Consider the following 13,053-nt stretch of genomic DNA (forward strand, 5'->3'; position numbering starts at 1 on the left):
AGAGGGCTGGGGGTGTGTCCCCCGGGAAAGCACAGCACAACGTTCTCCTTACAAGGGCGCCGGAGCGCCGGGGGAGCCGGTCGGAGTCACCCTCAGGAGCCCCCACATGCCGGCCGCCGCGAACGGCTGCCTCGCATCGGACACGAGGTAGTCCCCTGTGTAGCGGAACCGCCCGCCGGCCGCACCCAGTTGTGCGTCCACCGTCTCACCTGCGGTGACGGTGCGGGCGGACATCTTCTGGGAGCCCTCCATGCCCGGTTCGAGCGGGAAGCTGTGACCGCCGACGGTGAAGGAGTGGAACTGGTCGGAAGCTCCCACCCCGACCCGGAAGACCACGGGGTCTGCGGAGTTGGCCCGGAACACGGGTGTCGCGGGGTCTCCGTAGGGATCCGAGGAGAACGCCGACCCGTACGAGCCGATGACCGGCGCGCTCGGGAAGTTGTTGACGTAGGACGTCAGCCCGAGCCGCTTGGTGAGGGGCTCGCTGTGGTAGTTGAAGTGGCTGTATCCCTTGTCGAACGAGCCGGTGTTGCCCGCGGTGCCCGGCGGCGCGCCGGGGATCGGGGCGACGGGCCGGTTGAAGGCCTCCGCCGGGTTCACGCCGTTGCCCGCGACCTGGTCCCCGTACGGCAGGATGCTGCGCGAGAACTGCTGGTCGGTGCTCTGCATCAGCAGGGCGAACTCCCGGAACTTGCGGCCGCCCGGCACCCTGATGATCGCTTCCGTGCTGGTCCTCGTCGCGGTGAGCGGTGCGCCCGTCGCGCTGTCCGACCAGGTGGACCCGGCCGGCTCGACGATCAGCATTCCGTAGGCGCCGTGCCGCAGCGAGGCCGTGCTCCCCAGGTTCTGGAAGAGCGAGGAGCCGAGCTCGGTGTCCGCGTGGAAGGTGTACGTGAGCGACTTCCCGGCCGCCACCGTGGTGTCCGGGTTCAGACCCACCGCGGCGCCGCTCGCCAGCTGCTGGTTGCGCGTCAGCTTGGCGAGGTCGAAGCCGGCCCGGGTGCCCCCGTACGGCGAACCGGGGTCCGTCCTGTTGTTCAGGGTGATGGACACGCAGTCGCCCTTGTTCGCCCGCAGCACGAGCGGTTCGAGCTTCTTGGCGCCGCTCTTGAGCGCGTCCACGTCCGAGGAGAGGGCGTAGACCACGCCGCCGGTGTCCTGGAACGGCGCTGTCGGCAGCGTCATGTTGATCACGGACACGTCGTACTTCAGGACGCGGGCCGTGCTCGGGCAGGACGCGGCCGTGGACGTGACCACGGAGGCGTCGGGCTTGCCGTCCGCGGTGTAGGCGGCCGCCGGATCGGGACCCGGCGTGACCTGGGTGTTGCCGGTGGCCGCGACCTGCTTGGGGAAGCCCGCTCCCGTCGGGGGCGCGGTCCGCCCGGGCAGCGGCTTCAGATCGCTCTGCAGCCGGTCGTGCACCCGGAAGATGCCCCAGGCGCCGCTCTCCATCGCGAAGGTGCGCGTGCTGTAGTACAGGTAGTCGCCCGGCGAGGCCGAGGGACCGCCCGCCCCGCCGTCCAAGACGTAGTCGAACCGCTCGGAGATTCCCGTGGTCGCGGCGTCCATCAGCTGGCCGCCCTTGTTGAACCGCTCCATGCGGAACCGGTGGCCCTGGATGCGCAGGGCTTCGGCGCGGTCGTTGACGCCGATGGTGCGCACGACCACCGGGTCGCCGGCGTAGGCACGCAGGAGCGGGGTCCTCGGGTCTCCGTACTTGACGGAGGAGAAGACGTACGGATCGACGGTGGTCACCGTCGCCCGCGCGGTGTTCGCGTCGGGCTTGGCGGGGTCGTCGGGAGCACGGCTGAAGGCGTTGCGGCAGCGCGCTCCGTTGTACTCCTGGCGCTGGTCGGTGGTCGTGGGGTCGGCGGGGGTGGCACCCGGTGGTGTTCGTTCACCGAGTGGCGCGGCTCTGAGGTTGATGGAGCCCTCCTCGCACTCCTGTCCGTTGTTGAAGGGGTTCAGGCCCGGTCCGGGTGGTGTGTAGAGCTCGCTCCTGCCTCTTCGCCCGTTGTGGAGGAAGACGGTGTACTCGCGGAAGGAACCGGACTGGCCGACACCGACGGAGCCGCCGGAGGTGTTGACGATGTCGACGATCGTGCCGCTGTTGACCTCCTTGCCGGTGACCGGGTCGCGGTAGGTCGACCCCTTGGGCTCGATGATGTGGGCGGCGAACAGGCCGTGCGCCCAGGAGGCCACCGCGTCGACGTGGTCGTGCCAGAAGACGGTGCCCGAGTCCACGTCCGAGTACCAGCGGTACTGGACGAACTCGACGGTCACCGGCTCGCCGGCGGTGTGCTGCTTGGTCAGGGGCTGGTCGAAGACGAGCTGGTTGCCCTCGATCCCGACGATCTTCCTGACCTCGATGGTGTCCCGGCCGACTCCGATGCCGATGGAGATGCCGGTCCGCAGCTTGTCCGTTCCGGACACGGTGATCCGGTCCGGGGCGTCCACGGAGGTCAGCGAGCGGTTCTCGCGCGAGGTGGCGAAGACGGCCTGCTCGAAGGCGAAGCCGGCGACGACGCCGTCGGACGCCAGCGGGTCGAACTGGACCAGGTGAGTGTGCATGTTGACCTTGCTCTGCACACTCGCTTTCAGCTCGCTGCCGAAGGTGATCGCCACGCAGTCGCCGACGTTGGAGCGGATCACCAGCGGGTCGACGGGCTTGCGTCCCTCGAGGACGTCCTTCTTGTCCTCGTTGAGGACGAAGACCTCACCGTCCTTGTCGACCTCGCGGTCGGTGGACTGGAGGGACACGGGCACGGCCGTCACGTCGTAGCGGCGTACCCGGGCGTCCTTGGGGCACAGGCCGCCGGGATTCTTGTCACTGACCGTCTCGCCCACGCCCGGCGCTCCCGCGTGCCCGTTGGGGGCGAACGGCGGACGCTGGCCCAGATGCGGGCGCAGCAGCGGGTAGGCCGGTTTGCCGGTGCGCGGGTTGAACCGGATCGTCGGCCGCTCACCTGGGGATTCGGACTTGAAGTTGGCCCATACGGCGCTGGTCTCGGGCTCGCCGAGGTAGACCGGCGCGTCCTCGGTGCCGCCCTTCTGCCAGTCCCAGACCGTCGCGTCGTCCGGGTCCGGCCCGCTGCCGGCGTTCCAGCGGGTGCCCTGCGGCGGGAGACTGCCCTCGACCAGGGATTCCAGCGTGATCTGCGTCGATGGGCTGGTCAGGTGTTTCGCCAGGACCACGGTCTTGCCCTGGATCGTCCGGCCGATCAGCTGCGAGGAGTCGACCCCCTCCTGCAGGGGCGTCTTGCCCGGTAGCGGGGCCAGCGTGGGTTGCGCCGTGTCGAAGACGCGCCACATCCCCCACATGCCGGCGACGTAGTGCTGGCCTATATGACAGTGGTAGAGGAAGTCGCCGGCCGCCTGCTGGCAGCCTCCGGCGCCGCACTCGTGCTCCAGGTTGAAGCTCTCCATCGGACTGACCGTCTGCGAGTCCAGCCGGATCGACTTGGCGTTCTGGATCGGTGTCTTGGTCAGGCCCGCGTCCATGTCCGTGTTGTCCGAACCGGGGTTGAGCCGCCAGCGGGTGCCACCGCCGTGCACGTGGTGCACGTGCAGCTGTTCGGCGCCCGCGTGCACGAGCCGCGTCTTGGTGGGCTCGCCGAGGTAGGAGCGCGGCATGGGCGTGGCCGGGTCGCCATAGGTGTACGAGCTGTAGGCCAGCGACTTGTTCGCCTTCTGGACCTCGGCCCCGCGCGCGGCCTCCAGCTGGAGACGGCGGTAGAAGGGCTCGCTGCGGTAGTTGATGCCGCGGCTGCCCGGCCGGTACACCTTGGTGCCGCCGCCGCCCTCGTTGGGGATGGTCGGCGTCGGCGGACGCAGGTCGATCATGGGCAGCGGACGGCCGTACTCGATCTGGTCGCCCACGGGGATGCCGGTGTCACCGCCGATCGGGATGCCCTCGTCGTTCTCGCGCAGCGGCCTGCGCAGGTTGAAGGTCTCGTCGCCGATCTCGTGGTAGATCAGGGCGAACTCGCGGAAGCTGGTCCCCGTGGGCGGGCGGACCATGGCCTCCCAGTTGCTCCACTTGTTGTCCTCGGTCCGGTCGGCGCCGGTGACCGGGTCGTACCAGCGGGCGCCGGCGCGTTCCGCGATCAGCGCGCCGAACAGGCCGTGGGACGTCAGCTGCGTGGACTCGCCGCCGCTGCGGAAGACCTTGGTGCCCTCGCCCATGGCCGGGTCGAGGTAGTAGCGGTACTGGCGGGTCTCACCGGGCTTGGCCAGGGACGCCGGGTTCTTGCCGACCTCTTGGCCGCCCGCTCCGCCGGCCGCGTCGTAGGCGACGCCGGCCAGGTCCACGGAGACGGCCGGGACCCCGCCCGGCTGGACCACCGCGGGGTTGCCCAGCGAGCCGGAACGCGGAGCCTTCTGCAGCTTGTTGGTCAGGTTGATGACCACGCACTCGCCGAGGCGGGCGCGCATCACGAGCGGCTGGATCGGGTCCTGGCCCAGCCCGGTGGCCACCTTCGCGGCCGTCGGGTCCTCCTTGTCGAGCGCCGAGGCCCGGCGCAGTGCGGCCTCCTGCTCGCGTACGGCGCCCTCCCGGTCGGCGAGGACGTACATGTAGCCGTACGGGTCGTGGTCCCCGAACCGGTCCACGGTGATGTCCACGTCGATGGCGTGGACGTCGAACACCCGCTGGGGCGAGGTGGCGCAGCTGCCGGCCTCACCGTCCGAGGCCTCGTCGGGCTGGGCCGCGGCGCCCGTGGGCGCGAGCAGCGCGGCCAGCAGAAGGGCACTCACGGTGTGCCGCAGCGCGAGCACCCAGGTGCGGGGCCTGCGCAGGACCGCGTACAGGCTCCGCGCCAGGGCGCGCGGCGAGAGCTCGGTCAGGACCGCCCCGACGAGCGCGAGCAGCAGGATCGCCGCCTCCACCTGGAGCGCCTGGTCCACCCCGTACCGCAGCAGCGCGCCCGCTTCCCGCGCGGGCATCGCCTCGGTGCCGTGGATGTGTCCGGCGACGGGCGCCATCACCTTGTGGGCGGCGGCCTGGACGGCGGCCAGCGGCACGAAGCCGGCGGTCATGGTGACCGCGACGACCGAGGCCTTGAAGAGCGAGGTGCGCAGGGTGTCCGGGAGCAGCCCGAGCCGGTCGGCCGCGAGGCCGGACAGCCGGACGCCGAGGCCTGCCAGCGGAAGCACCAGGAGAACGTCGAAAACGAGGAACGGCAGATGAGAGACCCATGGTCCCCCTCTGCCGTACACGGCCCAGTGCTGCCAAGCCGCTGTTCCCAGTGCGAGGACGACGGCCAGCAGCATCCGGGACCTGAAGGCTGCGAACGCCTGGTCCTCGGGTGGTCGGCCGGTCCATCCGCGCACCGGCCCGAAATCGGGCGCGGCGGATGTGTCACGCATGGCGAGGTGACTCCCTTGTTCGTGCTTGGGTCGGAAAGGGGGAAGCCGCGCGGAGCGCGGCGGCCGGGTGGGGTTCGGTGGTCGTGCGTTCCGTGGCGCCGGTCCGGTGGCGGCGGTTCGGCCGCGTTGCTTCGGTGGCGGCGCTCCGTGGGTGGCGCTTCAGTGGCCGTGGGCCGGGTCGCCGGTGAGGGAGACGGTCAGCTGCCGCGTTTCGCCGTCGCGCTTCCACAACACCCGCAGGGGCGGGTCGCCGGGCTCCGGGGGCTCGATGTCGAAGTACAGGACTCCCCGTACGGCGCTCCCGGCGGCCAGCCGGGGCAGCTCGCCGATGGTGTCGGAGTGCAGCGGCACCGGTTTGCCGGCGCCGTCCGCACGGCCCCGGCCGCCCTTGCCCCCGATGAGGAAGAACTCCTCCGCGACGCTGAACCCGGTCGGCTCGTCCTCGGTGTTGACGAGGGTGACGGGCACTCCGATCCGCTGGTCGTCGCCTTCCGGCGCGCCCGGCATCATCGAGGAGGGCATCTGGAAGCCGTCGTCCGTGTGGTGGTTGGCCATGGTCGACCACGCGGCCTGGCGGACCTGCGTCCGCACACCTCCGGCCTCGGCGCTCGCGCGGGGGACCGCTTCGCGGGCAGCCACGCGCTCCTGCCACAGCGCGGTGCCCGCCATGGCCGCGAGGACCGCGATGGTCGTGGTGAGCACGGCCAGGGCGCGGACGAGGGACGTGTGGCGGTCCCGGCGGAGCGGGCGCGGCGGGCGGGCGACGGCGGCCGGGCGGGCGGGGCGGGCCGGCCCGGCCGCCGTCGTCACGGAGTCCGGTGCCATCAGACCAGCGCCTGCTGCGCGTCGGCGGGGCTCGCGCCGGCCGTCACACCGCGGGCCAGCAGGATCGAACCGTGGAGGGAGGAGAGTCCGCCGAGCAACGCGGGCCGGATGCGGGGCGCGGGATGACCTGCCCGGGCCAGCCGGCGGGTGTGGCGCTCGACGGTGGGGACGAAGCCGGGCAGTCCGTCGGCGAAACCGCCGCCGATGATGACGGCGCTGGGCCGGAACAGCTCGTTGGTGCCGACCGCGGCCGCCGCGAGGGCGGCGCAGGCCTCGTCGACCGCGAGCACGGCCCAGGGCACGGCGGCCTGCCAGGCCTCGCGCAGCTCCTCGTAGCTCACGTACTCCTCCCCGCGCAGCCGGGCGGCCCGGCGCAGGATCGCCCGTCCGGAGGCGAAGGCCTGAACGCAGCCCTGGCGGCCGCAGTCGCAGCGCGTGCCGGAGCGGTCGACGATCAGGTGGCCGATCTCGCAGGATCCCCGCTCGGCGCCCGGGCAGAGGGACCCGCCGAGCACCACTCCGCCGCCGACCCCGGTTCCGATCCCCAGGTAGACCACGTCCTCGATGCCCGCGGCCCGGGCTTCGGCGAGGGCGGCGACATCCCCGTCGTCCGCGCAGGCCACCGTGGTGCCCGGCAGCATCCGGCGGAGCTCGGAGCGCAGGTCCAGGCCCCGCCAGCCGGGGCGGTTCGGCCAGGCGGTCACCCGGCCGTCCCCGTCCAGGGTGGCGGGCATGGCGATGCCCGCCGCGATGATCGGGCCGGGCCAGTGACCGGGGAGGTCCTCCAGGCACGCGGCGAGCTTCTTCATGTCCGCGCGCACGCCGTCGTCGGTGCGCCATCGGAAGGTGGTCTCGTACGGTTCCGCCCCGTCGCCTTCCACCCGAATGGCGACTTTGGTGCCGCCGACGTCCATCCCGAGGTAACCCTTGATACCGCTCATTCACGTGAGTTTCCGCAGGGCGGACCACTGGGCGGTAACCGCGCCACCACCGGGTCCGCCGGGCAGGATCCGGGAGGGCCGCGTGCTTTTCCGGGCAGGGCCCTAGGGCTCCCCCCTATGTCATCCCTATGTTTCCCCCCGGCGTGACCAATTGGGCACTGAACGGAAATACAAAGAAGCGCGACAACTACCCTCGGCGAGGCCCAGGAACTTCACGGAACTCCCCCCGAGGTGGATTCTGCAATGACCCGTCAATGGCTTTTCATCCGCCTGCCGAATCCGATGAGGAGCCGCTCCGAGGATCATGTATCCCGGGTCGTCTCCACGACGGTCGCCGATCTGGTGAGCCGTCTGCGGACCGCGGACCCCGGGGGGCACTGGCAGTTCACCCGCCCGGGTCCGGGCACCGGAGCGGACCTCACCCTGTCCTTCCACTCCACCGGGGAGGTGCTGCGGGACCTGGAGCGGCGCCTGCGCTCGCTCACGGCGGCGTACAACCGGCCCATGATCACCGATCGGTACGAGCCGCCCACCGGCAAGTACGGCACCCATCAGGTCATCCGGGTCGCGGACCAGCTCGCCACCGAGTCCAGCGAGTTCGCGCTGACCCTGCTCCAGGACGGCGAGCTGGCGGCGTCGGAGCAGTTGCGGCTGGCGACCCAGCACCTGTGGCACCTCAGCGCCCTTACCGCCCCCGGGGACCGGGCGGCGTTCCTCTTCCACTTCTGGCAGTTCGGCACCGACCGGCTGGAGCCGGCCGGGCGCTTGGAGCTCGCCGCGGAGGCGGACGCCTACGGCGCCGACCTGATCGTCCGGCCACTGGCCGGCGACGTCCTGCTGTGGGACCGCTACGTACCGGCCGTGCGGACGGTCATCGAGGACCCCCAGGAGGGCGGGGTGCCGGTGAACTACCTGCTCTACGACCACGTTCAGCTCACCCATGACCGCCTGGGCATCCCGGTGCAGACCGGTGCCCTGGCCGCGCGTGCCCTGCGGGCCGCCCTCGCGGCAGGGGCGCCGGTCACCGAGGTGCTCAGCGCCAGCGGAGCCCGCGCGCTCCAGTCGGCCTGAAAGGCCGCCGGCCGCGGGCCGCATCACACCGGATCGGAAAGGACCTCTCACTGTGACTGCAGTGACTGCAGCGACGGCCGTGCCCACCACGGACACACAGACCCGTCGGCGGATCGACGTGGAGCTGGGCGACCGTTCGTACCCGGTCCACATCGGTTCCGGCGTACGCCACCTGCTCGCCGATGCCATCGCCGCGACGGGCGCGCGCCGCGTGGCCGTGGTGTCGGCCCGGCCCCGGGACACCCTGCCGGAAACGGGGGTGCCCACCCTCCATCTGGAGGCCCGGGACGGCGAGGTGGACAAGACGCTCGCGACCGTGGACCGCATGTGCCGGGCGTTCGCCGACTACGGGCTCAGCCGCGCGGACGCCATCGTCTCGGTCGGCGGCGGTACGACCACCGACTCGGTGGGCCTGGCGGCGGCGCTCTACCACCGGGGCCTGCCGGTGATCCACCTGCCCACGACCCTGCTGGCCCAAGTGGACGCCAGCGTCGGCGGGAAGACCGCGGTGAACCTGCCGCAGGGCAAGAACCTGGTGGGCCAGTACTGGCAGCCCGCCGCGGTGCTGTGCGACACCGACTTCCTGCGGACCCTCCCGGAGCGGGAGTGGACGAACGGCTACGGGGAGATCGCCCGGGCCAACTTCATCGGGGCCGGGGACCTGCGGGGGCTGCCGCTCGTCGAGCAGATCGCGGCGAGCGTGGCCTGCAAGGCCCGGATCGTGGCGGCCGACGAGCGCGACTCGGGGCTGCGGCACACCCTGAACTACGGCCACACCCTGGGCCACGCGCTCGAACGTGCCACGGACTACGCCCTGCGGCACGGCGAGGCGGTGGCCATCGGCACCGTGTTCGCGGGTCGGCTGGCGGGGGCGCTGGGCCGGATCGACGCCGCGGGGGTCGCCGAGCACCTCGACGTCGTACTCGCCTACGGGCTGCCGCACCGGCTGCCCGCCGGGGTGGCGGTGGCGGATCTGATCGCCCTGATGCTGCTGGACAAGAAGGCCACCACGGGGCTGTCGTTCGTACTGGACGGCCCGCGCGGGGCGGAGCTCGTCACCGGGGTTCCGGAGCCCCTGGTGGCCGAGGTGCTGTCGGGGATGGAGCGTGAGGGCTGAGGCGCGCCCGACGGCGGGAGCGTGACGGTGGGGGACGGGTTGCCGGGCGGTTGACGGCCGCTGGTTCCCGGGGGAGAGGATCGGCTCGGGTTTGAGAGCGCGCCTGCCCGTGCTTGCGGCCCCTCGGTCGAAAACCGAGGGGCCGCAGGCACGGGCGGGGACGCACTTCAGCACACGGTGATCAGGCGCGGGCCGCCCACGGTGTTCGCCCTCGCAGCCTGGCGCGGCATCCGTTCGGTGCCGCGAACTCCGTGCGCGCCGCGTGCGGAGCCACCGTCACCACAGCTTCCGTGGAGTGTTCCTGCCATGAAGACCTCTCGCGTCTCCTTCGCCGCCGCCCTCGCCGCGGGTTCCGTCCTCGTCCTCTCCGGCACCGCCTTCGCCCATGTCGGCGTGCAGCCCGTCGGAGAGGCCGCCAAGGGCGGCTACGCGACGCTCAACTTCAAGGTCCCCAACGAGCGCGACGGCGCCTCGACCACGCAGCTGGAAGTCAACTTCCCCGTCGACCAGCCGCTGTCCTCCGTCATGCCGCAGGACGTTCCCGGCTGGACCGTGAAGGTGGAGAAGACCAAGCTCGACAAGCCGCTCACCGTGCACGGCAAGCAGATCAACGAGGCCGTCACCAAGGTCACCTGGACCGGCGGAAGGATCGAGGCCGGCAAGTTCCAGCAGTTCCCGGTCTCCGTCGGCAAGCTGCCCGACAACGCCGATCAGATGGTCTTCAAGGCGATCCAGACCTACGACAACGGCGAGATCGTCCGCTGGATCGAAGAGCCCAAGGAAGGCGCCGCGGAACTGGAGAACCCCGCTCCGCTCCTGAAGCTGACCGCCGCCGGCGCCGACCACCACGACGCCGCCGCCAAGAAGCCGGCGGACGAGGCGAAGAACTCCGCCGCCGAGCACAAGGACGGCCAGGAGGGTCACGACACGGCCGCCGAGAGCGGCTCCGACACGACCGCGCGGGCCCTCGGCATCGCCGGCATCGTCATCGGACTCGGCGGCGTGGCCTTCGCCGTCACCTCCCGCCGCCGCACCTCCTGACCTGTGCCCGAGGGGTGCAGGGGGCCGAGGCGGAACCGGATGTCATCTCGCGGTGTGCCGAATCCGGCTCCGCCCGTACAGGAGCGCAGATACTCATGACCGACACGACCACGGTTCCCGCCACGGAGACGGACGAAGAGCGCTCGACCCGCTTCGAGCGGGACGCCGTCGCCTACCGGCCCCTGCTGTACGCCCACGCCACCCGGCTGACCCGCAACCCGGCCGATGCCGAGGACCTGGTGCAGGAGACGTACGTCCGGGCGTACCGCAGCTTCCACCAGTTCCGCCCCGGCACCAACCTGCGGGCCTGGCTGCTGCGGATCCTCACCAACGTGTTCCGCACCGACTACCGCAAGCGGCAGGCGGGTCCGCGCTTCGCGCACGCCTCGGACATCGAGGAGTGGCAGCTCGCGAGCGCCGCCTCCCGCGCCTTCGGGGGGCTGCTCTCGGCGGAGTCCCAGGTCATGGACCGGATACCAGACCCCGTGATCAGCGAGGCGCTGCGGGCGATCCCGGGCGACTTCCGGACCGTCGTCTACCTGGCCGACGTCGAGGGACTGCCGTACGAGCAGATCGCCGAGCTGGTCGGCATTCCGTGCGGCACCGTCAACTCCCGTCTGCACCGCGGCCGAAGGCGGCTGCGGACCCTGCTCGACGGGCACCGGGGCCACCGGGCCGGCGCAGGCGACTGGGCGGAGGCGCCGTGACGGCGCCCCGGCAGGAGCCATGATCCATTCCGCTTCCGGGGCCCCGGCGGCAAGCCGCGCGCGACAGCCCTACGAAGCCCTCGGCGGGACGAGCATGCGCTCGGTGCCGAGACCGTTCGTGCGGGTGTCCTCGTAGAGGCTGGTCTCGCCGTCGCTCCAGCGGACGACGAGGTCGTCGGTGAGACCGTCACCGGTGTACCGGCCCGCGGTCATGAGGGCGCTGTGGGGCCAGGTGCGGTTCGGGCCGCGGACGGGTCTTGCGCCGCCGAGGCCGCGGGTGGTGATGCCGGTGTGGCTGACGAGCGCGCCGTTGGACCAGCGGACCATGAGGTCCCACTTCCGGTTGCCGGAGAACTGCCCGGCGGCGAGCAGGGCGGCGCCCTTCCAGGCGGGGCCGGGGCCCTTGAGCCGGTGCTCCCGGCCGAAGGTGCCCGCGCCCACGGCGGTGTGGAGGGTGAGTTCGCCGTCGGACCAGCGGACCACGAGGTCGGTGACGTAGGTGGAGGCGTTGAAGCGTCCGGCGGCGATCTGGGTGGCGTGCCTCCAGACGGAGCCGGAGGGGGCCATCTCGGTGACGCGGCCCAGGCCGTGGGAGCCGACGTCGGCGTGCAGGGTCATCCGGCCGTCCTTCCGGCGGACCATGAGGTCGAACTGGTCCGAGCCGGTGAAGTCGCCCGCGGTGATGGTGGCGACCGCCTTCCAGCCCGCGTTCGGTGCCATGAGGCGGCGCTCCGGCAGGAAGCCGCCCCGGCCGTCACCGGGGAAGAGGGTCACCTCGCCGTCCGTCCACACCACGAGCAGGCTGCTGCGGCCGCTGCCGGTGAAATCGCCGGAGGCCATCGCCCTGGCATGGGTCCACAGCTCCCCGGAGCCGGGCAGCGGGAGGCCGTCCCCGGAACCCCGGTAGGGCGGCCGGGAGAGGGCGGCGGGGTCGCGGCCCGTGTCGGCGTCCTCGTACAGGTCCCGGGCGTCCTTGCCGTACAAGGGGGCGTACGTCACCCAGGAGTCGTTGCCGCCGCCGTGGTAGCCGCCGGTGTTGCCGATGACCTTGCCGGTGCGGCGCGCGGGGTCGTAGTCCTTGATCCAGGGGCCGCCGGACACACCGCCGTAGAACCCCTTGCACACCATCCGCAGCTGCCGGAAGCCGCTCAGCCGGGTGGTGGGCACATCGCACCGGACGGGCTTGTGGTCCTTGTTCACGCGGGAGGCGGACGGGTAGCCGACCACGGTGACCTCGTGCTCGTACGTGCTCACCGGCGTGAAGGTCAGCGCCCCGGTCACCTTCTCGATCCGTCCCCTGCCGTTCGGCTCGACGAGGACGAAGGCGAGGTCCAGGTCGGACACGGCGGCCCTGCTGTGCGACCGGTAGCGGGGGTCCGTGTAGACGCCGCCCTCGGCCTTGACCGGGAAGATGCCGAACGGCTGGGCGGCGGCGGTCTTGCCGTGGCGGTAGCGCGGCACGAAGACGGCGCGGTTCTCCGGGCGCCCCATGCCGGCCGCGCAGTGCCCCGCTGTGAGCACCATGCTCTTGCCCCTGCTGCGTACGACGCTGCCGGTGCAGGAGGTGTCCGCCGTGCCGATCCCGGTCTGCCGGTAGAAGAAGGTGCCCACCATCGGCATGCCGTCGAAGTGGATGCCCGTCGCAGTACCCGAGGGCGCGTGCGCGGTGGCCGCGGCCCGGCTCCGGGCGGCGTCGACGGGCACGGCCGAGGCCATGCGGTCGGCCGTCCAGTACGCCTGCGCGGAGCGGAGCCCGCCCAAGGGCGCCGGCGGGGCGGGCGCGGCAGGCGCGGGCGCGGCGCCCGGCAGGGCCGCCCACACGCAGGCGGCCGAGAGGGCGCAGGCGGTGAACCATCCGGATCTCAAAGAACCTGCCCGCCTTCTTCGTGAGGTGCCCCCGTCCGAGCACCGGGCGCCGAGCCGGCCGGCACGACCGTCGACGGACAAGAACGAGATCACACGAGCACGCCGGGGACGTGGACGG

8 protein-coding genes are annotated in these 13,053 nt (G+C 72.0%); 4 read left to right on the forward strand and 4 right to left on the reverse strand.

Going from position 1 to position 13,053, the window contains the following annotated elements; genetic code table 11:
* Nucleotides 1-48: 48 nt before the first annotated feature.
* The 3 genes from OHA37_RS40000 to OHA37_RS40010 all read right to left on the reverse strand — a co-directional run bounded on the left by OHA37_RS40000 (nt 49) and on the right by OHA37_RS40010 (nt 7,133).
* Nucleotides 49-5,367, reverse strand: coding sequence for a hypothetical protein (locus OHA37_RS40000; RefSeq protein WP_266914373.1), 5,319 nt, complete (start codon nt 5,365-5,367; stop codon nt 49-51).
* Between the two features lie 159 nt (nt 5,368-5,526).
* Nucleotides 5,527-6,192 (reverse strand): hypothetical protein, encoded by a 666-nt coding sequence (locus OHA37_RS40005; RefSeq protein WP_266914375.1) that lies wholly within the window; start codon nt 6,190-6,192, stop codon nt 5,527-5,529.
* Nucleotides 6,192-7,133 carry an ROK family protein gene (locus tag OHA37_RS40010; RefSeq protein ID WP_266914377.1) on the reverse strand — a complete coding sequence of 314 codons (942 nt, stop codon included), beginning with the start codon at nt 7,131-7,133 and terminating at the stop codon, nt 6,192-6,194. Before OHA37_RS40010 ends, OHA37_RS40005 begins: the two co-directional genes overlap by 1 nt.
* A gap of 243 nt (nt 7,134-7,376) precedes the next feature.
* Between OHA37_RS40010 and OHA37_RS40015 the strand changes: the two genes are divergently transcribed.
* From OHA37_RS40015 to OHA37_RS40030, 4 genes are all read left to right on the forward strand, one after another.
* The gene (locus OHA37_RS40015; RefSeq protein ID WP_266914379.1) at nt 7,377-8,204 is read left to right on the forward strand and encodes a lantibiotic dehydratase C-terminal domain-containing protein; all 828 of its coding nucleotides are present in this window, start codon (nt 7,377-7,379) and stop codon (nt 8,202-8,204) included.
* 61 nt (nt 8,205-8,265) lie between these two features.
* On the forward strand, nt 8,266-9,321 hold the full coding sequence (locus OHA37_RS40020) for a 3-dehydroquinate synthase family protein (protein WP_266914381.1): 1,056 nt from the start codon (nt 8,266-8,268) through the stop codon (nt 9,319-9,321).
* Between the two features lie 306 nt (nt 9,322-9,627).
* Nucleotides 9,628-10,362 carry a YcnI family copper-binding membrane protein gene (locus tag OHA37_RS40025; RefSeq protein WP_266914383.1) on the forward strand — a complete coding sequence of 245 codons (735 nt, stop codon included), beginning with the start codon at nt 9,628-9,630 and terminating at the stop codon, nt 10,360-10,362.
* Nucleotides 10,363-10,457: 95 nt separating this feature from the next.
* A complete protein-coding gene (locus OHA37_RS40030; RefSeq protein ID WP_266914385.1) occupies nt 10,458-11,069 on the forward strand; it encodes a sigma-70 family RNA polymerase sigma factor in 612 nt (203 codons plus the stop codon).
* A gap of 69 nt (nt 11,070-11,138) precedes the next feature.
* On the opposite strand, the gene OHA37_RS40035 is transcribed toward OHA37_RS40030, so the two are convergent.
* The gene (locus OHA37_RS40035; protein WP_266914386.1) at nt 11,139-12,935 is read right to left on the reverse strand and encodes a trypsin-like serine peptidase; all 1,797 of its coding nucleotides are present in this window, start codon (nt 12,933-12,935) and stop codon (nt 11,139-11,141) included.
* Nucleotides 12,936-13,053: the final 118 nt, after the last annotated feature.

This window comes from Streptomyces sp. NBC_00335, from assembly GCF_036127095.1.
Classification (GTDB): domain Bacteria; phylum Actinomycetota; class Actinomycetes; order Streptomycetales; family Streptomycetaceae; genus Streptomyces.

What these genes read in the sequence shown, in the direction of transcription:
- OHA37_RS40000 (WP_266914373.1), bottom strand. Translation starts at nt 5,367, where the DNA reads ATGCGTGACACATCCGCCGCGCCCGATTTCGGGCCGGTGCGCGGATGG.
- OHA37_RS40005 (WP_266914375.1), bottom strand. Translation starts at nt 6,192, where the DNA reads ATGGCACCGGACTCCGTGACGACGGCGGCCGGGCCGGCCCGCCCCGCC.
- OHA37_RS40010 (WP_266914377.1), bottom strand. Translation starts at nt 7,133, where the DNA reads ATGAGCGGTATCAAGGGTTACCTCGGGATGGACGTCGGCGGCACCAAA.
- OHA37_RS40015 (WP_266914379.1), top strand. Translation starts at nt 7,377, where the DNA reads ATGACCCGTCAATGGCTTTTCATCCGCCTGCCGAATCCGATGAGGAGC.
- OHA37_RS40025 (WP_266914383.1), top strand. Translation starts at nt 9,628, where the DNA reads ATGAAGACCTCTCGCGTCTCCTTCGCCGCCGCCCTCGCCGCGGGTTCC.
- OHA37_RS40030 (WP_266914385.1), top strand. Translation starts at nt 10,458, where the DNA reads ATGACCGACACGACCACGGTTCCCGCCACGGAGACGGACGAAGAGCGC.